This window comes from Snodgrassella sp. B3800 (assembly GCF_026535865.1).
Classification (GTDB): domain Bacteria; phylum Pseudomonadota; class Gammaproteobacteria; order Burkholderiales; family Neisseriaceae; genus Snodgrassella; species Snodgrassella alvi_E.
Genome location: NZ_JAFNPH010000004.1, coordinates 152,693 through 173,270 on the forward strand (window position 1 = coordinate 152,693; position 20,578 = coordinate 173,270).

Annotated in this window: 17 protein-coding genes; 7 read left to right on the forward strand and 10 right to left on the reverse strand. The window is 45.2% G+C overall.

All coding sequences use genetic code 11. The features are described 5' to 3' along the window. A partial coding sequence (locus J3U64_RS07515) for a calcium-binding protein (RefSeq protein ID WP_267408789.1) occupies positions 1–846 on the reverse strand: 846 nt, incomplete at its 3' end. Positions 847–2,009: 1,163 nt separating this feature from the next. Beyond that, on the reverse strand, positions 2,010–2,540 hold the full coding sequence (gene hemG, locus J3U64_RS07520) for a menaquinone-dependent protoporphyrinogen IX dehydrogenase (RefSeq protein WP_267408790.1): 531 nt from the start codon (positions 2,538–2,540) through the stop codon (positions 2,010–2,012). 153 nt (positions 2,541–2,693) lie between these two features. Between hemG and J3U64_RS07525 the strand changes: the two genes are divergently transcribed. Next, complete coding sequence (locus J3U64_RS07525; RefSeq protein ID WP_267408791.1) at positions 2,694–4,412, forward strand: proline--tRNA ligase; 1,719 nt, start codon at positions 2,694–2,696, stop codon at positions 4,410–4,412. A 183-nt stretch (positions 4,413–4,595) separates the two neighbouring features. On the opposite strand, the gene nadE is transcribed toward J3U64_RS07525, so the two are convergent. Further along, complete coding sequence (gene nadE / locus J3U64_RS07530) at positions 4,596–5,387, reverse strand: NAD(+) synthase (RefSeq protein ID WP_267389942.1); 792 nt, start codon at positions 5,385–5,387, stop codon at positions 4,596–4,598. 356 nt (positions 5,388–5,743) lie between these two features. On the opposite strand from nadE, the gene J3U64_RS07535 reads away from it, so the two are divergent. The 5 genes from J3U64_RS07535 to J3U64_RS07555 all read left to right on the forward strand — a co-directional run bounded on the left by J3U64_RS07535 (position 5,744) and on the right by J3U64_RS07555 (position 10,426). Then, complete coding sequence (locus tag J3U64_RS07535) at positions 5,744–5,986, forward strand: recombinase RecA (protein WP_267408792.1); 243 nt, start codon at positions 5,744–5,746, stop codon at positions 5,984–5,986. 336 nt (positions 5,987–6,322) lie between these two features. After that, the gene (locus J3U64_RS07540) at positions 6,323–6,709 is read left to right on the forward strand and encodes a DUF971 domain-containing protein (RefSeq protein WP_323811397.1); all 387 of its coding nucleotides are present in this window, start codon (positions 6,323–6,325) and stop codon (positions 6,707–6,709) included. A gap of 74 nt (positions 6,710–6,783) precedes the next feature. Further along, positions 6,784–7,521 (forward strand): bifunctional demethylmenaquinone methyltransferase/2-methoxy-6-polyprenyl-1,4-benzoquinol methylase UbiE, encoded by a 738-nt coding sequence (gene ubiE, locus J3U64_RS07545; protein WP_267389944.1) that lies wholly within the window; start codon positions 6,784–6,786, stop codon positions 7,519–7,521. Between the two features lie 71 nt (positions 7,522–7,592). Continuing rightward, positions 7,593–9,035 (forward strand): aminoacyl-histidine dipeptidase, encoded by a 1,443-nt coding sequence (locus J3U64_RS07550; RefSeq protein ID WP_267408793.1) that lies wholly within the window; start codon positions 7,593–7,595, stop codon positions 9,033–9,035. Between the two features lie 197 nt (positions 9,036–9,232). Continuing rightward, positions 9,233–10,426 carry an LD-carboxypeptidase gene (locus tag J3U64_RS07555; RefSeq protein ID WP_267408794.1) on the forward strand — a complete coding sequence of 398 codons (1,194 nt, stop codon included), beginning with the start codon at positions 9,233–9,235 and terminating at the stop codon, positions 10,424–10,426. A 40-nt stretch (positions 10,427–10,466) separates the two neighbouring features. On the opposite strand, the gene J3U64_RS07560 is transcribed toward J3U64_RS07555, so the two are convergent. Further along, positions 10,467–10,910, reverse strand: a complete 444-nt coding sequence (locus J3U64_RS07560) for an Rrf2 family transcriptional regulator (RefSeq protein ID WP_267408795.1) — start codon at positions 10,908–10,910, stop codon at positions 10,467–10,469. Positions 10,911–10,994: 84 nt separating this feature from the next. Continuing rightward, positions 10,995–12,209: an NO-inducible flavohemoprotein gene (gene hmpA, locus J3U64_RS07565; protein WP_267408796.1), complete on the reverse strand. Its 1,215-nt coding sequence runs from the start codon at positions 12,207–12,209 to the stop codon at positions 10,995–10,997. Between the two features lie 276 nt (positions 12,210–12,485). Here hmpA and lgt point away from each other — a divergent pair, with 276 nt between their 5' ends. After that, positions 12,486–13,337, forward strand: a complete 852-nt coding sequence (gene lgt, locus J3U64_RS07570; RefSeq protein ID WP_267408797.1) for a prolipoprotein diacylglyceryl transferase — start codon at positions 12,486–12,488, stop codon at positions 13,335–13,337. A gap of 82 nt (positions 13,338–13,419) precedes the next feature. On the opposite strand, the gene J3U64_RS07575 is transcribed toward lgt, so the two are convergent. The 5 genes from J3U64_RS07575 to J3U64_RS07595 form a co-directional block, all read right to left on the reverse strand. Further along, entirely contained in the window at positions 13,420–15,786 is a 2,367-nt protein-coding gene (locus J3U64_RS07575) for a DNA translocase FtsK (protein WP_267408798.1), read from the reverse strand. Positions 15,787–15,896: 110 nt separating this feature from the next. Beyond that, entirely contained in the window at positions 15,897–17,003 is a 1,107-nt protein-coding gene (locus tag J3U64_RS07580) for an anhydro-N-acetylmuramic acid kinase (RefSeq protein WP_267408799.1), read from the reverse strand. An 8-nt stretch (positions 17,004–17,011) separates the two neighbouring features. Then, the gene (gene xth / locus J3U64_RS07585; protein WP_267408800.1) at positions 17,012–17,776 is read right to left on the reverse strand and encodes an exodeoxyribonuclease III; all 765 of its coding nucleotides are present in this window, start codon (positions 17,774–17,776) and stop codon (positions 17,012–17,014) included. A 74-nt stretch (positions 17,777–17,850) separates the two neighbouring features. Beyond that, positions 17,851–19,176: a M23 family metallopeptidase gene (locus J3U64_RS07590; RefSeq protein ID WP_267408801.1), complete on the reverse strand. Its 1,326-nt coding sequence runs from the start codon at positions 19,174–19,176 to the stop codon at positions 17,851–17,853. 49 nt (positions 19,177–19,225) lie between these two features. Next, complete coding sequence (locus tag J3U64_RS07595) at positions 19,226–20,503, reverse strand: YihY family inner membrane protein (RefSeq protein ID WP_267408802.1); 1,278 nt, start codon at positions 20,501–20,503, stop codon at positions 19,226–19,228. Positions 20,504–20,578 lie beyond the last annotated feature (75 nt).

A 20,578-nucleotide genomic window follows, 5' to 3' on the forward strand; every position in this document is an offset into this window, starting at 1 on the left:
ATCATTGCCGGTACCGCCAATAAGGATATCGTAGCCAGTACCACCATTTAAGGTGTCGTCGCCAGAGCCACCATACAGGATATCATTGTCGGCACCGCCGTTGAGAGTATCATTACCATCACCACCGCTTAAATAATCACTACCGTTTTCACCATAGAGTGTGTCGTTGCCTTTACCGCCAAAAATATTATCTACACCGTTACCACCATACAATTGGTCATTACCTGCACCGCCTGCAATGATATCGTTGCCATTCCAGCCTTTTATGATATCGTCACCAGAAGTACCACCTAAGGTAAACGACATAGCAGTAATATCATCGTAACTTAATGTTTTATCTTCAAATATAAAATTGAAGGCGTTGTTGTAATTACTGTTTGGGTCAAAATAGTCTTTGAAAGTAACGGAATCGTCGTTACCATATGCTTGGATGATTAAGTCCATATTAGAACGGATGAATTCAGCGTTTATGGAGCTAGCTTGTTCAAATACGATATCGTTATACTCTTGTTTGTCGTATTGATAACCGTTGTCGATGATAATATCCTGTCCATGTCCTTTTTGAAAGATATATTGGTCTTTATGGAAATTTCCGCCATAAAGGGTATCGTTGCCTGGTCCTCCAATCAGAGTGTCGTAACCATTATCGCCTTTGAGAATATCGTCCCCCTCACTTCCGACTAGGATATCGTCTCCATTGCCTCCATTTAAAGTATCGTTTCCATCGCCTCCGATTAAGAGATCATTTCCTTCGTTTCCGCTTAGTTTATCGTTACCACTTTCACCATAAATGATGTCGTTGTTATTGGTACCATTCAGTACATCATCTTTTTCGGTGCCGTTCAAGGTGGTGACTAAATCAGTTATATCTTCAGGATTGAATGTTTTATCGTTGAAGATAAAAGTAAAAAGGCATTTATTGGTTTGATTGGTGTTAAAAAAATCTGTCAGGGTAACTGAATCTTCGTTATTTTTATTTTTTATGATGAAATCATTTTTAAAGTGATAAAAAATAATATCTGTAACATTGGTATTTTCGAATAGTATTTTAATATGCTGATAATTGTTATTGTTACTTATCTGGCTGTTGATAGTGTTTTGTCCATGTCCTGCTGAAAATATGTATTGAAATGAGCTATCGTTATTTTCACTTGGCATTTCATTATCTGTTTGTATCATTATTGTAGTCCTTTGAGTAGATTTTAATAAATTTGGGTTGCTTATTTTTTCTTTCTTATTGTTCTTAATAAGGTTTTATTTTTATGTAAAATATATTTTATAGTATGTAACTATTTTATTTTTTTAGTTTTAAATTAATTTAACTTTATAATTGTATAGGTTCTGAATAGAATATCTAATTTGACATTTGGTATTTGTATACTGGTTTTTATTGATTTGGGTATGATTTCCTTTCAATTATCAATATTTCAATGTATTAATTATCATGTTTTTTATTGAACTCTATTTGGTATTTCGTAATAATAAATTAATGAATTTATACATTTACTTTTTAGTGCACTATGAATTTTATAATTACAATATTTTTTGTACATGATGGAATTGAGGTTGTAACGGTTTTAATGAAGATTTTCCCCTTTTTTATATATAAGATATAAAAATCATTCTTATATTCAAATTTTATGTTAATAATATGATTTTCTGAGTTTTTATTTTTTTTCTACCAAATTAAATCAATTTGTTATTTGTTTTTAACAATATAAGTTTAAATTCTTAATTAAGAATGTATAATTTAGGTAGAGATATGATTATTTTAGACTGAAGGGAAGTTTATTTCAATTAATTTTTTTATCATAATGATTTTAAAATGTTTTTAATTTTTATGTTTATATGCTTTAGATTGCAATAATTAAATTTGTAGGGATGGTTCAGAATATGGTTTTACTCTGATGTTATTTTATTCATTATGAATGAAATTTTTTTGTGTGCTTATATAGTATGCAATTTTTTATTTTAAAGGCGATTTTGTGATTGTAATATCAGGTTTGAGTTTATTTGGTTAGTTTAAGTATCTGTTCTCCAAATTCTCTTACTTTTTTCCAGTCTGTATATTCGATATGCGCGTTAAGATTGGTTTCGCCTTTGTTTAGTTTCATAACTAAGCGCATCATATATCGATCAATAAGATTGTATCTGGCATAGTGCAGTTCTCCGGCGAAAATGCCGATAGTTTGAGGCTGCCAAGGGCTTTTAGCGAAGAATTTGCGCGTATAAGTATGGGTTTGCGGTGTGTTGCGATGTGGTTTGTTGGCCAATATGCTGACGCTGTAAAAGGCACTAGGGGTGCTGTTGAGGATGTGCTGATTTCGAATAATCCAGGGTGCCAATGCAGCTGCATAGTGTCCATAGCGAATAGAGGCTCCAATAATTATTTTATCATATTCTCCTGACTGGAGAATGGGAGCATCTGCAAGATTCACTATGTTTACTGTAATACCAGCTGCTGTCCACTGTGCTTCCAGTTTCTGGGCTATTTTCTTGGTGTAGCCGAAGCGGCTGCTATAGATGAGCAGATATTTCATAGTGGATATTAGGTGGTTGGTGTAGATAAATCATATCACGCCTAATGGATTTTGCTCAGGCTTTTGTTGCTGAAAAATTTATTTTTACTATAAGGGATATGCTTTTTTAGTGGCTGGAGGCTGGTACAATGGCGGCTGTTTTGGGAGATTTTTATGAAAGCCAGTCAGTTTTATATTTCGACTTTGAAAGAAGCTCCGGCAGAAGCGGAGCTGGCCAGCCATAAACTTATGTTGCGGACGGGGATGATTCGTCGTTTAGCCAGTGGTCTGTATACTTGGATGCCAATGGGTTTACGGGTGTTGCGCAAGGTAGAACGTATTGTGCGTGAGGAAATGAATCGTGCCGGTTCGATTGAGCTGCTGATGCCGGTGGTGCAACCTGCGGAGTTATGGCAGGAAAGTGGGCGCTGGTCGTTTTATGGTAAGGAATTGTTGCGAATTACAGACCGCCATGAACGTGAGTTCTGTCTGGGACCGACCTGTGAAGAGGTCATTACGGATATTGTGCGCAGTGAGATTCGTAGTTATAAGCAGCTGCCACTGAATTTTTATCATATTCAGACTAAATTCCGTGATGAGGTGCGGCCACGTTTCGGGGTAATGCGGGCGCGTGAGTTTGTGATGAAAGATGCTTATTCTTTCCATACGACATTTGAATCATTGCAACAATCGTATCAGGATATGTTTAATGCGTATTGCAGGGTGTTTGACCGGCTGGGTCTGGATTATCGACCAGTTGCGGCTGATACAGGCAGTATTGGTGGTACGGGGTCGCATGAATTTCAGGTACTGGCGGAAAGCGGTGAGGATGTAATTGCGTATAGTGATGGGTCTGATTATGCGGCTAATGTTGAGCTGGCTGCTACTTTGCCGCTAAGTGGTGAACGTCATAGTGCTGCTGAAGAGTTGTCTAAGGTGCATACGCCGAATGTGCGCAGTATTGATGAATTAGTGGCTTTTTTGAATGTGCCGGCAGAACAGACGCTGAAGTCGCTGGTGGTTGAGGGCGAAGAAGAGGGTACAGTGGTGCTTTTGCTTGTTCGTGGCGATCATCATCTGAATGAAATCAAGGCTGAGAAGCTGGCCGGTGTGAAAGCACCGTTGACGATGGCATCGGTGGCTGCAATTGAGAAAGCTTTTAATGGTGCCCATGGTGGTTCGTTGGGACCAGTGGGTTTTAATGGTAAGGTCTATGCTGATTTTGCTATGGCAAAAGCAGCTGATTGGGTAATCGGGGCCAATGAGGATGATCATCATTATACCGGATTTAATTTTGGCCGCGATGCGGCAGAACCGGAATTTGTGGATTTACGTGAGGTGATTGCTGGTGACCCGAGCCCGTGTGGTCAGGGTAGTCTGAAGCTGGCTCGAGGTATTGAGGTAGGGCATGTATTTCAGCTGAGAACTAAATACTCAGAGGCGATGCAGGCTACAGTACTGGATCAGAACGGCAAGAATGTTGTGCTGGAGATGGGGTGTTACGGTATCGGTATTACACGGGTAGTAGCGGCTGCTATTGAACAGAATAATGATGAGCGCGGTATTATCTGGACGGAAGCGATGGCGCCGTTTACGGTGGTGATAGTGCCGATGAATTATCGTAAATCTGATACGGTGAAGGCTGCTGCAGATGATTTATACGCACAATTGCAGCAGGCCGGTGTAGATGTGTTGCTGGATGATCGTGATGAACGCTCTGGGGTGCTGCTGCATGATTCAGAACTGATAGGTATCCCGCATCGTGTTGTGATTGGTGACCGCGGTCTGAAAGCCGGCAAGGTGGAGTATCAGGCTCGCAGAGATGCTGAACCAACTGAATTGGATATGAATAATGTGGTGGGATATATCTGTTCTTTGTTGAAGCAAGATTGAGTTTCAAATGTTAATTCAAAAAGCCAGACATAATTTGTCTGGCTTTTTGAATTCAGGATTGGGATAGTTTTTTTAATTTTTGTTTATGGATAACTGCTGCGAAATGGCCTGATAATTCTGGATGTTTCAGGTACAGAAATACTGTCGACAAAAAACCAGATTAAAAAATCTGGTTTTTTTGTATTAACTGAGTAATTCGGGCGGGATGATACATACCGGTATTGGGTTGATTTTGTGCTGCATGGCGCGATGATAGCGATCGTAGATGGCAAAAACTTCGCGCTCGCGACCGCTGAAATCATCTATGGTGTGGTTGGAGTAAACACCCATTGCCCATTCCAGCTCAGGGTAGGTGGCGCCAATTTGTTCTTCATCGGTTTTGTCTGCATCCCACAAGCCGTCTGTGGGCGGGGCGTCGATTATTTTTTGATCGATATTCAGTTCTTTGGCCAGTTCATATACTTGTGTTTTTAGTAAGTCGGCGATAGGGCTGAGGTCTACGCCGCCGTCGCCGTATTTGGTAAAGAAGCCGACGCCAAAATCTTCTACTTTATTGCCGGTACCGACTACGAGCAGACCACGCTCTTGAGCGTAATAGTAAAGGGCAATCATTCGCAGACGGCTGCGGGCATTGGCTAGTGCTAGCTGAGTTTGCTCATCTTTGTTGTCGCCGATGTCAACGGCCATGGTGAATGAATCGAAAGTACGGGTGAGATCGACCCAGTGTTCTTCAATGTTGTTGAAGCGGCTTTTAAGCTGGCGAATGTGTTCCTGCGCGCGCGCTATTTGGTTTACTTTCTGGTGAATGGGCAATTCTAGTACCAGTGTGGGTAGGCCGGTTTGGGCTGCAAGTGTGGAAACCACGGCGGAATCGATACCGCCGGAGACGCCGACGACGAAACCTTTGCATTTGGCCTGAGCGGCGTAGTCGCGTAACCATTTTACGATGTATTCGATGATGGCTTTGGTTTGCATGGTATGCGTCCTCTGGCTATTTTTGATAGGGTTAATATACTTCTTTAAGTAGTGGCTTGCAAAGTGTATGCATAAAATAGTCTGTACGGATTGGGTTGAATAATTTTTAGGGTATTGCCCAAAAGCTCTGTAGTATGAACGATATTTGCTCAAAGATAGATTATGTTGATTTTGATGTCATTAATTTATTTGTTGTTTACTTTTCCCTGAATCTTGGACGGTAGTGTGTTTTATTTATATCAGTTCGGTGGCACCTTTTAAAACGTTTCGAAGCAAAATCAGGGAGTAGAAAAAATTGAACGCAATAATGCAAACGTAACTTAAAATTAATATTTATGTAATTTAAAAGGTTTGATATGGCTTTTTCTGAATCTGAGCGACAGCAATTGCTAGAACTAAAATTTGTGGGTAGCAAAATTGTTGACAGACTCGAGCAAATGCAGCTCGATTCTTTTGATAAATTACGCAAGGTTACTTCAGATGAAATCCTTAACCAAGGGGTATTGTTAACAGGCTCAGTTTGTTGGAAAAATAGTCCTCAGGCTAAAACCGCTATCAATAATATTTTGCATTTAGTGAAACAAAACAATAATGGGTAAATATGGTAATTTAATTGGAGTTTGTCATTTGTTTTTATGATTAGTGCCTAACATCAGCATTTTCTTGGGTATTTTTTAACTAAAAAAAGCCAGTTTTAGTTTGAATTCTACTGATAATGATTGAACTGCTTGGAATTAATTTCATTAAGACATTTAATCATACTTAATTCGTTAAATGAATAAAATGATTTATATTTGTCAAGTACTTGAATTCGTTGAATACATTTTTTCTTAATCTGTTCATTATATGTAAATTAGTGATATTACCAATTATGCTGAATGCTTATTGGGTGGGCAGTATAGGGTATATTAGGTTAGAATAGGTATGGTTTCTTAATGTCTTGTGATGGGGATACGGTTTCTATGCAGGAGAAGGTGCCGACAGAAATCCGTTTGTGCCAGAATCGGCAGGTGCTGCGACTGGATTATACTGGACAGACGTTTGAACTGATGGCTGAGTATCTACGTGTATATTCGCCGAGTGCAGAGGTGCGAGGTCATGGTGCGGGTCAAGAGGTATTGCAAACTGGTAAACGCTACGTGACGATAGCCGGTTTACAGCAGGTGGGTAATTATGCTTTGCGTATTGCTTTTTCTGATGGGCATGACACTGGGCTGTATGATTGGGCTTATTTGTATGATTTGGCGATACGTCAGCCTGAGCTTTGGGCTGCTTATGAACAAAAATTATTGCTGGCTGGTGCCAGCCGTGAACCTACCTAATTGAAGCTGCGGCTGAGCTGATGTGGATGGCTGGCTGATTTTATTTGGGCAATGTTTAACTCTGAAAGTGTGGTATGAGCGATCACAAAACTCATTTTGGTTATCAGACTGTTGATGAAGATGAAAAGGCGGGACGTGTTGCCGGTGTATTCCATTCGGTAGCCAAAAACTATGATGTGATGAATGATGTGATGTCTGGTGGTCTGCATCGGGTTTGGAAACATTTTACGATTACCACAGCTCCTTTACGTAAAGGAGATAAGGTGCTTGATATTGCCGGTGGTTCGGGTGATTTGTCGCGTGGTTGGGCCAAAAGGGTAGGACACAGTGGTGAGGTCTGGCTGACGGATATCAATTCTTCGATGTTGACAGTGGGGCGTGACCGGCTGCTGAATGAAGGAATGGCTTTGCCAGTGGCATTGTGTGATGCAGAAAAGCTGCCGTTTCCGGATAATTATTTTAATTTGGTATCGGTGTCGTTTGGTTTGCGAAATATGACGCACAAGGATGTGGCACTGGCAGAAATGTATCGAGTGTTGCAGCCTGGTGGAACGCTGTTGGTGCTCGAATTCTCTCATGTATTTAAGCCGCTTAAGCCGGTATATGATTTGTACTCTTTTAAGATGCTGCCACTGATGGGTAAGTTGATTGCGAAAGACGCAGACAGTTATCAGTATTTGGCTGAATCTATTCGTATGCATCCGGATCAGGAGACATTGAAGCAGATGATGCTGGATGCTGGTTTTGATAGTGTGAGTTACCATAATTTAACGGCAGGGGTGGTGGCTTTGCATAAAGGTGTTAAGTTTTAGTTTGCCGGTTGACACTATGTTCAGGCTGCCATATGGTGGCCTGATTTATTTTGTTGGTGATGGATTTAAATATGAATACTATAGAAGATTTACAACCGCAGCCGGTATGGCAATGGTTTGCTCGTTTGTGTGCGGTGCCTCGTCCTACATTTCATGAACAGGCGGTGCGCGACATGTTGGTGCAGGCTGCACATGAGCGGGGTCTGAACACGGATATTGATGCTAAGGGTAATCTGCGTATTCAGAAACCTGCGACAGTAGGTATGGAAAACTATGCACCAGTGGCACTTCAGGCACATATGGATATGGTGGCTCAGAAAGGTGCAGGGTCGCTGCATGATTTTAAGCGTGATCCGATACAGATGCAGATTAAGGATGGTTGGATGTGGGCCAACGATACTACGCTGGGTGCAGATAATGGTATTGGTCTGGCTATGGGGCTAGCTGTGCTGTTTGCTGATGATGTGGCACATCCTGATATTACACTGATTGTGACGGTGGAAGAAGAAATCGGCATGGGTGGTGCGGAAGCGCTGAGTGCTGATTGGTTGCAGATGCCGTATCTGATTAATTTGGATACGGAAGAGGCGGGTGAGATTTTTATTGGCTGTGCCGGTGGAAGAGATGCCAGTATAACCTTGCCGCTAGATTGGCTGTCTAATCAGGCTTCTGCCTGTAGGATACGTGTTTCTGGTTTACGTGGCGGCCATTCTGGCGTAGATATTGATAAAAATCATGCTAATGCTAACGTTTTGCTCGCTCGTGTGCTGGCTGAAATCTATGCGCAGGTACCATTTGCTCTGGGCTCGTGGCAGGGTGGTGAGTTGCGAAATGTGATTACGCGCGAGGCGGAAGCGGTGATTGTGCTGGATGAAGCTAGGGCAAAAGCGCTGCTGGAGCCGATTGCAGCGGTCATTACAGATGAGTGGGCGGAAGAAACGCAGTTATGTATTGAGGTGCTGGCTGCGGAAAATCTGCTTCAGGCAGCTTCTTTTGAGAGTACACAGCAGGCGCTGGATTTGTTGATGGCGGTTCCCAACGGGGTAATGCGTATGAGTCCGGACTTTGAGGGAGTTGTGGAGACATCTTCGAATATGGGAGAAGTCAGGACAGGTGCGGATGGTTTGCTGATTCACTGTCTGATGCGTTCGTTGCTGGAGACACCAAAAGATGAATTCAGTCTGCGTTTGCAAGCTTTGGCACGTATGGCTGGAGCAAAGCTGGAACTGACAGCAGATTATCCTGGCTGGGCACCAAATCCCGATTCGGCTTTGCTGAAACTGACTAGTGATATTTTTGAGCGCCATTATGGTAAGAAACCGCCATTGCAAATTATTCATGCGGGGTTGGAATGCGGTATTCTGAGTGGAAAAGCGCCGCATCTGGATATGGTCTCTTTCGGCCCAACAATCCGTGCGGCGCACTCGCCTAAGGAAAGGGTAGAGATTGCGGCAGTGGCAGAATGCTGGGCTATTCTGCTGGATTTATTAAAAGCGATACCTCAGCAACATTAAATTATTTTCTGGATGTAGAAAGGCATGGTGACTCCATGCCTTTTGTTAATTTTTTTGCTGCTATTAATGACAAACAGGGCTATAGTAGGATTTTATTTAACGGTGCAGGCCGGTAGTTTTTGGTTTGAGCTGTTTTGTATGATATTGGCTGCTGTTTTCTCAGCGGGATGAGCTGCCGGAGCAGAAAGTGAGTATTTATGGATTTACAACATCAAAGCCGTCGTGGATTTTTGCGTGCTGGTGCTGCTTTTGCCGGTGCTGGTTTGTTGCAGGCATGTGGCAGTACTCAGAAACCTTCTGTTACACCGGTGTCTGCTTCTAAAGTGCTGAAACCATCTAATGGTAATCTGAATTCTATGCGTATTTTTGCGTGTTCCGGTTTTGGAGAAAGTACCAGCCGCAGTGATTTGGCGGCACAACGTCTGGCTACTGCTGGTTTTGCAGTTACTAATCAGCAGGCATATGTGCGCCGCTATCAGCGTTTTGCCGGCAGTGATGCTGAGCGTGCGGCTGATTTGCAGGATGTGGCCGCTGGCCGTGTGCAAGTTCCTAAAATGTTGATGGGATTGCGCGGGGGCTATGGGGCGATGCGTATTCTGCCTTTGGTTAATTGGCCGACTTTGGGTGCCCGTATGCGAGAACAGGGTACGCTGCTGTTTGGTTATAGTGATGTGACGGCAGTACAGTTGGCGCTTTTGGCACAGGGGCAGATGTGCAGTTTTGCCGGCCCGATGCTGTATAGTGAGTTTGGTAAGCCACAGATGAGTGAATTCACCACTCGTTCGTTTATAGATAATAGCTGCAATCCGTCGATGTCGGTTGTGGTACCTGCGATGCAGAATTATCAGGTTCGGGCTGAAGGCGTGTTGTGGGGCGGTAATCTGAGTGTGCTGTCTGCGCTGGTGGGTTCCCCTTATATGCCTCAGGTTGAGGGCGGGATTCTGTTTATTGAGGATGTAGGGGAACAGCCTTATCGGATTGAACGAATGCTTCAAACTTTATATCTGAGTGGCATTTTGAAGCGGCAGCAGGCGATTGTGCTGGGCAATTTTCGTATGGGTGCGATACGGGATGTATATGACAGTAGCTATACATTTAATGCGGTGGTACAGACGATAGCGCGTTTGACGCGGATACCCGTGTTAACTGGATTTCCGTTTGGGCATACAACTGATAAGGTTACATTCCCGCTAGGGGCACGTGCTAGTCTGCATTCGACCAGTGACGGGGGGTACCAGATTGATTTTAGAGACTATCCGGTATTGAATGCATCGGTACTGGCGTTGAATACGCTGATTCCACAGCCGCCTGCTGCAGAGGGGCTGCTGAATGGAATAATTGGCGCGCCGGTGTCTGAGTCTCCTTCATCTGAAACTGAAGATGTGATGTAAGGGTTTTGGCCGGTATTAGGTACCGGCTTTTTAACTCGCTCTATTGAGAAAGCCATTTGATAACGGCCTGATTGGTAGGAGGTACTTGAAGCTGTTTGAGGGTATATTGGTTTAGTGATGCGTAGAATGCCTGTTGTGCCTGATTGAACATCTGGGGCAAAAAGCAGAATTCTGTCATGGAGCAGAGGGGCTGCTGGCAGTTGATTAATGTGGTTATTTCGGATGAGGCTTCTTCTAGAGCTTGTACGATTGAGCCTAGTTGGAGCTGTTGGCTGCCGGCAGCCAGTCTGATGCCGCCGTTTCTGCCTTTGAAAGATTCTATCCAACCTGCCTGTGCCATGAAATAGACGATTTTTACCAGATGGTTTCTGGAGACGTTAAGCTGTTTGGCTAGGTTTTCTACGGTGGAAAGTTCGGATTCGGGCAGGTATTGCAGGGATAATAAGACGCGCAAACCTAAATCGGTGAATCGGTTTAATTGCATGGCAGACTGTTGGGTTGTTGATGTAATGATTTTGCCTGTTTTCAGCTGCCATGAAAAGTTCAATGTTTAAAAACTGCCGGTTTATCAGGCTGCATGCTGGCTGAATCCACCTGTACCAAAGAGCTCCATAAAGATTTGATTCTGGGGGATGTGCAGTTTGCGCAAAGCCTGATATTGGCTATGCATGAATGCTTTGGGTCCGCACAGATAATAGTCAGCATCGCTGGGTAGGAGGCTATTATCCAATTCGGAAAGCTCAAGTCGCCCTTTTTTGTCTGCCATCAGTTCGGTACCAGGATTTTCACAAGCCAGATAGCTATGTAGATTGTGCATGCTCTGCTGCAAGCCGATGATGTGTTGGTGCATGGCTAGTACGTCGCTGTTGCGGCAGGCATGGATAAAGCTGATATGTTGTTGGTTTTTGTTTGCGGCAAGGGTATTAAGTATGGCAATCATAGGAGTAATACCTACACCGGCGCTGATGAGTACGATGCTTTTATCGGTATGGTGTAATAGGAAAGTACCAGTAGGATGGGTGGCTTCTATTTCGTCTCCGATATGATAATGTTGATGAAGGGTATTGGAAACATAACCTGCTTCATGCTGCTGGTCTGCAGCTTCTTTTTTTATACTGATGCGAAAATAGTCTGGATGGTTGCTGTCTGACAAAGAATACTGACGTGGTTGTTTGATTCCTAACTGGGGCACCATGACGCGTACGGATATATATTGTCCGGGTTGATAGGTGGGTAGTGGTGTATTGTCTGCAGGTTGTAGATAAAAAGATGTGATTTCGCTACTTTCTGGCTGTTTGTCTACAATTTTAAATTTTTTCCAACCATTCCAGCCGCCATAATTTTTCTCCTGCTGCTGATAAAGATTAGCTTCGGTTTTTATGAGAATATCGGCTAGTTGCTGATAGGCGGCTGTCCATGCTGCTATCAATTCGCTATCCATAGGTACGTTTAATACTTCGCTGATGGAATGTAATAGGTTGGTGCCGACTATTGGATATTGTTCTGGCTGTATATCGAGGCTGACATGGCGGTGTGCTATTTGGCTGACGGCGTCGCCAAGATTTTGCAATTTAGTGATGTTTTGTGCATAGGCGAGTATGGCTTTGGCAAGTGCCTGTGGCTGTGCATCGTTGCGCTGATTGCCGAGATTGAATGTTTCTTTTAGCTCTGGATGGTTGCTAAGCATTCTATTGTAAAAATAGCGGGTTAGTTCTACGCCGTGTTGCTGGAGTGTGGGTATGGTGGCCTGAATTAGTTCGATTTGTTTGTCAGTTAATTGCATAAGTGCTCTCCTGATTGTTTTAATATGTATATAAAATACATATTTTATGTTAGGCGGCTTGCGTTGTGATGTCAATGCAGTTGAGGATATTTGTGATATTTGCTGCGGCTATCCGTTAGTGGCTAATGTGTGGTTGTAATGAAATTAGGGCATGGTTTGGCTGCTTGAGTTAAACTGTGAGCTGTTTTGGCTGTGGTGTTATGGCCATGGTGTTTATGTCCGGCTGTGAGTTTTTGGCCGGTACGTTGGGCAGGATATCTGAGGAATGCTAAGTTTATGATGATTCATCCGAATTTTGACCCGGTGCTGGTGCATCTGGGACCGCTGGCGATTCGCTGGTATGCGTTGAGTTATATTGTTGGTTTTTGTTTGTTTATCTGGCTTGGGCGACGGCGCATACGAAGCGGACAAACGGTATTTACTAATGAGCTGCTGGATGATTTTATTACCTGGGGTGTTTTTGGGGTGATATTAGGCGGCCGTTTGGGCTATGTGCTGTTTTATCAGCCGGCATTCTATCTGAGCCATCCATTGGAAATACTGAAAGTCTGGCAGGGTGGGATGTCGTTTCACGGCGGATTTGTGGGTGTGCTGGTGGCAATGTTACTGTTTGCGCGCCGTCACCACTTGCGGTTCTGGGGGGTAGCGGATTTTGTGGCGCCACTGGTGCCGCTGGGACTGGCCTGCGGGCGTATTGGTAATTTTATTAATGGCGAACTATGGGGACGGGTAACCAGTGTGAATGCTTTTTGGGCGATGGGTTTTCCGCATGCGCGAGAAGAAGATATGGCGCTGGTGATGCAGGATCCACAGAAATGGCTGCCGGTATGGGAAAAGTTTCAGATGTTGCCACGTCATCCTTCGCAACTCTACGAGTTTTTGCTGGAAGGTATTGTGCTCTTTGTGATTATGTGGCTGTTTGTGAAAAAGCCTCGTCCTCTGGGACAGACATCGATGTTATTTTTGCTGGGCTACGGAGTGTTTCGTTTTATTGTTGAGTTTGCGAGAGAACCGGATGATTTTTTAGGGTTGCTAGCGATGCATATGTCGATGGGGCAATGGTTGAGTCTGCCGATGATTGTGATTGGTGCCTTTGGTTTTGTATATGCCGGCAAAAGGGCGAAATAGGTTATCAGGATAAAATTTTAAAGCCGCAATCGATTAGGGTTGCGGCTTGAGTTTTTTGGAAGCTGGCAGAAGAGACAAAGATTTAGATATTGTCCTTTTGTGCCAGTATGCGCCGGTTGCCTCCCAGCTCGGCGGCAGAAACGATTCCGGCGGCTTCCAGTGCTTCCATTAGGTTGGCGGCACGGTTGTAGCCGATGCGTAAATGGCGCTGGAGGGATGAAATTGAGGTTTTTCGGGTTTCAAGTACAAACGCCACGGCCTGATCGAATAATTCGTCGCTGTTGGCATTTGGGTTAACCTGATTGACGTTGGTTTGTGCGGCTTCTCCAGAAAGTATGCCTTCTACGTATTGGGTAGGTGCCTGCTGCTTGATAAAATTAACAACTGCATGTACTTCTTCATCGGATACAAAGGCACCATGTAGCCGTGTAGGCTCAGCCTGCCCCGGAGGTAAAAACAGCATGTCTCCTTTGCCTAAGAGGTTTTCAGCACCCATCTGGTCGAGAATGGTACGGCTATCGATTTTACTGGATACCTGAAAGGATAGGCGGGTGGGGATATTGGCTTTTATCAGTCCGGTAATGACATCGACGCTAGGCCGTTGGGTGGCCAATATCAGGTGAATGCCGGCTGCGCGGGCTTTTTGTGCCAGACGGGCAATCTGCTGCTCGACTTTTTTTCCTTCAACCATCATTAGATCAGCCAGTTCGTCAATTACCACAACTATATACGGCAGTTTGTTTAGTGGTTCTGGTTCATCTGGATTGGTGCTGAATGGATTAACAAGTGGTGTGCCGCTGGTTTTGGCTACGGCTACTTTGTCGTTGAAGCCACTGATATTGCGTACGCCAACGTGTGCCAGTAGACGATAACGTTTTTCCATTTCAGTTACACACCAGTTCAGTGCCTGTGCCGCTTCTTTCATGTCGGTAACGACAGGTGCAAGTAAATGCGGGATACCGTCGTATACGCTCAGTTCGAGCATTTTTGGGTCTACCATGATAAAGCGGACTTCATCTGGCTGTGCCTTGTACAGAATCGACAATATCATACAGTTAACGCCGACCGATTTACCGGAACCAGTAGTACCGGCTACTAGTAAATGTGGCATTTTGGCCAAACTGGCGATAACAGGTGCGCCTGCGATGTCTTTGCCCATGGCCATGGTCAGTTTATCGCTGGCGTCGTGAAATATTCTAGCGCCTAAAATTTCTGCCAGTAGAACGTTCTGGCGCTGTTCGTTTGGAAGTTCGATACCCATGGTGGTTTTACCAGCAATGGTTTCCACGACTCTTACGCTCTGAACGGAAAGTGAGCGCGCAAGATCTTTGTTGAGATTGACTATCTGGCTGCCTTTTACGCCTTGTGCTGGTTCGATTTCATAGCGGGTGATGACAGGGCCGGTGGTAGCGCTTGTAACGTCTACTTCTACTCCGAATTCTTTTAGTTTGGATTCGATATGTGCGGCAGTTTGTTGCAGCTCTTCATTGTTGATGGCTGTTGGCTGGATGGTGGGTTTGGTCAAAAGATTGATTTCCGGTAGCTGTATCAATCCCTGTGTTTTTTTGCTGCTGGCGGGACTGGTATCTGCTGGTTCGGGTATGGTTAGTTCCTGAGCTGCGGGGGCTTCGCTGCGCACGACTACGTTTTTGCGATTGCTACTGGCCACAACCGGTGTATCAATATTTTTGGCAGTGATGGTTTTGGCTTGTTTAACCATGCGCTGTACAGTTTTGTTATTCGGGAATTCGGTAATCAGGCGTTGCGGGCGGCGCAGCAGTTTACACCATATCCATTCGAATTGCGCCCCGATTTTTTCGATTACCGTTAGCCATGAAACTTGTATTAGTAGCGATAGGCCAATCAGCATCATGAAAATACTGATTACCAGTCCGCCGGTTAGGCCGAAAAATTGTTGCAGTAGATGGCTCAATATCTGTCCGATTAATCCGCCGGCGCCGATGGGCAGGGCTTCTTCTAACAGGTTTGCCAGTACTAAATTTTCCAGTGTGGGGCTGAAAATCAGTAGGATAATCAGGCCGGTTATGGCCAGCCAACTGCTGTATGGCTTGCTGTTATCGCTGGTGTTGAGTGAACGGGCATTTAGGGGGCGGAAACTCTGATACAAGGCAATTAGTGCTGCAATGATGCACCACCAGACTGAAAAGCCAAAAATGTAATAGCCGATGTCAGCCAACCATGCTCCAGTAAGGCCGGCTAGATTATGGATTTTGTCGAGCTGGACGATGCCGCGCGACCATGCAGGATCGGCCATGTTGAAGCTGGCTAAAGACAGCATGACAAAAATCGTTACCATTAGTGCCAGTAACCAGAATATGTCGTTAATTAAATTCATTAACCAAGGCTGTTTTGGTTTGCTGGTTTTGGTTGATTTTACTTTTTGCGCGGGCTGTTTGCGGGAAACAGATTTTTTTGGTGTTGTGGCCATAAATATTGCGACTGTAGCGGTATTCTTATCTTAAATTAACTGGTTATTATAAAGTCTGTTGGACGGAATACTGGTGCTGGTAACAGGATTTAACGGTTTTTTGCTGATGGTTAAGCCCAGTAGCCGCAGCCAGGAATGCGCGCACCGGCAGCACCGGTGGCGAAGTGAGTGGCTACCGGCTGGCGCTGATACCAGCACGAGGCAAGCCATGCAAAAGCGGCTGCTTCAACCAGTTGTGCTGGAAGTTGTAATGCATCAGTGGTATGCAGGGTGATGTGGTGCCGGCTGAGTAATTGTCTCAATGTTTGCATGAGCAGCATGTTTTGGCTGCCGCCGCCACAGACGTATACGCATTCGGTGTGGGGTGCAGCGCTGATGATGGCGCTGACAGCTGTTTGTGCGGAGAGCTCCAGTAAGGTACGCAATACATCTGCCGGATTTTCTCTACCACTGAGGTAGTGGCTGAGCCAATTCAGGCTGAATAAATCACGGCCGGTGCTTTTGGGATAAGGCTGGGCAAAATAAGCATCGCTAAGCATGGATTGCAGCAGTGACACAATAATTTGCCCATTACTGGCAAGTGTACCGTTGTGATCATATTGTTGTTGCCAGTGTAATTGTACCCATGCATCCATCAGCATATTGGCAGGCCCTGTGTCGAAGCCGAAAGCCGGCCGGCTAGGAGGTAGGACGCTGATGTTGGCTATGCCGCCTAAATTCAGTACTACGCGTGATTGCTGTGTACTGGCAAACACAGCTTGATGAAAGGCTGGAACTAGTGGTGCTCCCTGACCGCCTGCGGCTAAATCGCGGCTACGGAAATCTCCAACTGTGGTAATACCTGTCAGCTCGGCCAGCAGTGCCCAATCCATCAACTGAATACTGTAGTGCTGTTGTGGTGCATGGCGTATGGTTTGGCCATGACAGCCGAGTGCGGTGATGGCTTCTGGCTTTATCCGAGCGTGGCTGAGAACGGCACTGACGGCCTGTGCATTGAGCTGAGCCAGTTGCTGTGCTAGTAGTGCGGCCTGTGCAAGCTCGTTGTGGGCGGGGATTTGTAAAGCAAGTAAATGTTGTTTCAGTTCATCGGGATAAGCAATGAAGGCATGAGCACTGACGCCCCGCCATTTGGTACCGCTGAGTGTGGCCAGCACGGCATCAATTCCATCCATGCTGGTACCTGACATTAGGCCGATATAGTATTGAAAAGGTTGCATGCTGTTCATTAGGCAAGGGTAGCGATTACAGGTGCATGGTCGCTGGGACGTTCCCAGCCGCGTGCACTACTGTCCACCTGTACGTCACGCAGCAGGGGGACAAGTTTTTCACTCAGCAAGATGTGATCGATGCGAAGGCCAAGCTTGCGTTTGAACATATTCATGCGGTAATCCCACCATGTATAGTGAGCGCTGTCGGGATACAGTTGATGCAGGCTGTCGGTAAAGCCCAATTGCAGCAGTTGCTGAAACCAGCTCCGTTCCTGTGGCGAACATAAAACTTTATCTTGCCATTTTTCAGGGTCGTATACATCGATGTTATGCGGAGCTATGTTGAAATCGCCGAGTAATATAGTTTGGGGATATTTTTCTAGCTGTGTGCGCATATAGGCTTGGAGAGCGGCAAACCAGCGTTCTTTATAGGCAAATTTTTCGCTGCCTATGGCTTCGCCGTTGACACAGTAGGCACAGACAATGCGGATATCATCGATTGTGGCGGCAATGATGCGCTTTTGCGGTTCGTTTAATTCCGGAATATCGATGCTCACTTCTTGAAACGGTTGACGGCTGAGAATGGCCACACCATTGTAGGTTTTCTGGCCGTTCCATGCAGCGTGATAGCCGATGCGGGTGAATTCTGCCTCCGGAAATTTGTCTTGTTCAAGTTTCAGTTCCTGCAAGGCCAGTATATCCGGCTGGTTTTCTTCTAGCCAACGCAGGGTATGAGGCAGGCGTACGTTTAAAGAGTTGACATTCCAGGTGGCAATTTTCATGATGGATACACTGTCAGCAAAGCGGTTATTGTATGCGTATTCGGAACTGAGTTCTAGCGTGCTAGTGTGGATGGTTAATCCATCTGGGCGATAGTAACACTCAGATTGCGGATGTCTGACAGACGGGAATTCCAACGCTGCTCCATCTTTTTGAAAGTCGCCAGTTCGTGTGCATTCAGTTTTCGGGTGGGCAGGGCTACGCTGGCGGGATTAACTGGCTGACCGTTAATTCTAACTTCGTAATGCAAGTGTGGGCCGGTGGAAACGCCTGTGCTGCCGACGTAGCCAATTATATCTCCGGCTTGTACATGTTGGCCGGGACTGAGGTTGGCAAAAGCGCTCATGTGTCCGTAAAGTGTTTGCATGCTGTCGTTGTGACGTAATATCACTGCGTTGCCATAGCCGCCTTTGATGCCGTAGCTTTCTACTACTCCGTCAGACGGTGCGTGGATCGGTGTACCGCTAGCCACGGCATAGTCTATACCGCTGTGCATGCGCAGGGTTTGCAGTATTGGATGGAAACGGGTACCAAATGGAGAGGAAATGCGTGCACCTTCTACAGGTACACTGGTGAATCCTTGCCGTAAGGGTTTGCCTGTGGCGTCGTAATACTGGCCATTGCCATCATTGCCGGTGTCGAAATAATAGGCTTGATATAGGGTGCCGTTGTGGCTGAATTCCGCCGCACGGATGTCACCTGTAGCCAGTTCCTGTCCGCGATAGTACAGGCTGTCGTAAATCAAGCGGATGGTGTCGCCGCTTTGCAGGGTATTAATGTCTATTTTGTCTTTAAATATTTCCCGCAATGATTCGCGGATTTCGACGGGGATGCCGGCCTGCGCCAGTGCTCCACGGGCGGAGGTTTTGACGACAACGGCTTTGAATGTTGGGAGGGTTTCGGTATCTACTGCGCCGATATCGGCATTCCAATTGTTGCCGGTTTTTTTGAGTGCTACCAGATTTTTTTCACCGTTATCGTCATCATTGAAAAACTGGATATCGGTCAGGTGGCCGTTGTTGTCCATACGGATGCTGAATACTTGGTTCACTTGCAGGTGTTGAACTTGGTTTTTAATGATTTTCAGGTTGGTAATTTGTCGGATTTCTTCGTCATTAATATGAAATCGTTGTAAAACCATGCTGATGGTATCGCCCGGCTGTACGACTTCGTCGCGCCAGAAGTTGAGATTGGTAGTTCGTGGTGTGATTTTTACCGGAGGCAATTTGATGGTGGTTTGCTGTGGCTGGTAGGTTTGTGGCTGGTGTTGGCAGCTGGCCGGAATCACAATACCCAGCAGCAGTATCAGTGTTGCTGCTGTGCCAAACCATAGTTGGGGATGACTGGCTATTTTATTTTTCAGGCGCCTGATTAACGCTGCTGCTTGGTTAAACTTGCTCATGGTCAGGTATTGTGTTGTTTATGCAACGCTAAAACCGGTAAATGTAAAACTATTTATCCGAAATTGCCAGTGCCTTGTTTGGTTTTTGTGCTTTTTTCTGTTGTTGATTTTCTTTTTCTTGCGCGCGGAAATGGCGAGCCCATTCGCTCAGGCTGATATTCATATGTTGTAAACAGGGGTTGAGCAGTGTTTGTATGGAGCTGGCTATGGCTGAGTACTGGTTGGGCTGATATATAAATAGTTGATATAAATCGGCTAGCGTAATTTTGTTGGGATCGGTTTGTAATACCCAGCCATTGCTGCTGTCGGTAATGTAGTGCTTGTGTTTGAGTTTGCTTAGTATCTGGTCCAGATGTTTGTCGCTGATGCTTAGAAGCTGCTGCAGTTCACAGGATTTTATGGCCTGTCCTTGCTGCTGGCACAGGATTAGTCTGTACATGAGGTCAAGTGCATTTTCAAACGGCTGATACTGACGTAGATGTAGAAATCTGTCTTGATGCCAATAAGGTAATGAAGAAGTGAGTACGGCGCCGGCGAGTAAGAGCAGCCATAACAAATTCAGCCAGATTAGAAATACTGGTATGGCAGCAAAAGCACCGTATACAAGCTGATAATTGCCAAAGTGGGTGACAAATATAGCAAATCCTCGTCGCAGTAAATCCAGCCCGATTGCAGTGATTAATGCACCGGTTAAGGCATGCCGCCAGTTTACAAAACAGAATGGTACCAGTTTGTACAGTAGAAACAGCAACAGAGTTATCAATGCTAGATTGGTGCTGATTTTGAAAATTTTACTGTAAAACGGAATTTGGCCGGCTACGTTGTCTGGATTGGACAAAAAACCGAGGGCTGAAAGACTCATGCCCAGCACCAACGGTCCCAGTGTCAGCAAGGCCCAGTAAATCAGAATACGTATCCATATCGGACGCTGGTCGCGTGCCTGCCAGATTTGGTTGAATGCGTGTTCTATGGTCTGAATCAGCATCAGCGAAGTGATGATCATGAAACTGATGCCTACTGCGGTGAGGCCGCTGGCTTTGTCACGAAAAGCATATAGATAATCGCTCACGGAGTCTGCGCCGGCTGCAGGAACAATAATATGAGTTAGAAACTGATTAAACCGTGTGGCCATATCGGCAAACATGGGAAATGCGTTAACCACAATTACGGTAATGGTGAAAAACGGTACCAATGCCAGTAGGGTGGTGAAAGTTAAGCTGGCGGCAATCAGAGGCAGATTGCAGCGCTGGTAGTTGTGTGCAACAAAAAGTAAAAACTGGGGCAGGCGCTGCTGTAAATATTTGCTTTTAAATAAATGTATATTCATGGCTACTCCTGACAAGCGGCTAACTGATTGTAACCAAAAATGTGGTTTTGCAGCAGAATTTCGGTGCTGACTGTT

Bases quoted from the DNA above. Each gene is read 5' to 3' on its own strand.
- J3U64_RS07540 (WP_323811397.1), top strand. From the start codon at position 6,323: ATGTCTTGTGATGGGGATACGGTTTCTATGCAGGAGAAGGTGCCGACA.
- J3U64_RS07525 (WP_267408791.1), top strand. From the start codon at position 2,694: ATGAAAGCCAGTCAGTTTTATATTTCGACTTTGAAAGAAGCTCCGGCA.
- J3U64_RS07535 (WP_267408792.1), top strand. From the start codon at position 5,744: ATGGCTTTTTCTGAATCTGAGCGACAGCAATTGCTAGAACTAAAATTT.
- ubiE (WP_267389944.1), top strand. From the start codon at position 6,784: ATGAGCGATCACAAAACTCATTTTGGTTATCAGACTGTTGATGAAGAT.
- J3U64_RS07550 (WP_267408793.1), top strand. From the start codon at position 7,593: ATGAATACTATAGAAGATTTACAACCGCAGCCGGTATGGCAATGGTTT.
- hmpA (WP_267408796.1), bottom strand. From the start codon at position 12,209: ATGCAATTAACTGACAAACAAATCGAACTAATTCAGGCCACCATACCC.
- J3U64_RS07580 (WP_267408799.1), bottom strand. From the start codon at position 17,003: ATGCAACCTTTTCAATACTATATCGGCCTAATGTCAGGTACCAGCATG.
- hemG (WP_267408790.1), bottom strand. From the start codon at position 2,540: ATGAAATATCTGCTCATCTATAGCAGCCGCTTCGGCTACACCAAGAAA.
- J3U64_RS07575 (WP_267408798.1), bottom strand. From the start codon at position 15,786: ATGGCCACAACACCAAAAAAATCTGTTTCCCGCAAACAGCCCGCGCAA.
- lgt (WP_267408797.1), top strand. From the start codon at position 12,486: ATGATGATTCATCCGAATTTTGACCCGGTGCTGGTGCATCTGGGACCG.
- xth (WP_267408800.1), bottom strand. From the start codon at position 17,776: ATGAAAATTGCCACCTGGAATGTCAACTCTTTAAACGTACGCCTGCCT.
- nadE (WP_267389942.1), bottom strand. From the start codon at position 5,387: ATGCAAACCAAAGCCATCATCGAATACATCGTAAAATGGTTACGCGAC.
- J3U64_RS07590 (WP_267408801.1), bottom strand. From the start codon at position 19,176: ATGAGCAAGTTTAACCAAGCAGCAGCGTTAATCAGGCGCCTGAAAAAT.
- J3U64_RS07595 (WP_267408802.1), bottom strand. From the start codon at position 20,503: ATGAATATACATTTATTTAAAAGCAAATATTTACAGCAGCGCCTGCCC.
- J3U64_RS07555 (WP_267408794.1), top strand. From the start codon at position 9,233: ATGGATTTACAACATCAAAGCCGTCGTGGATTTTTGCGTGCTGGTGCT.
- J3U64_RS07560 (WP_267408795.1), bottom strand. From the start codon at position 10,910: ATGCAATTAAACCGATTCACCGATTTAGGTTTGCGCGTCTTATTATCC.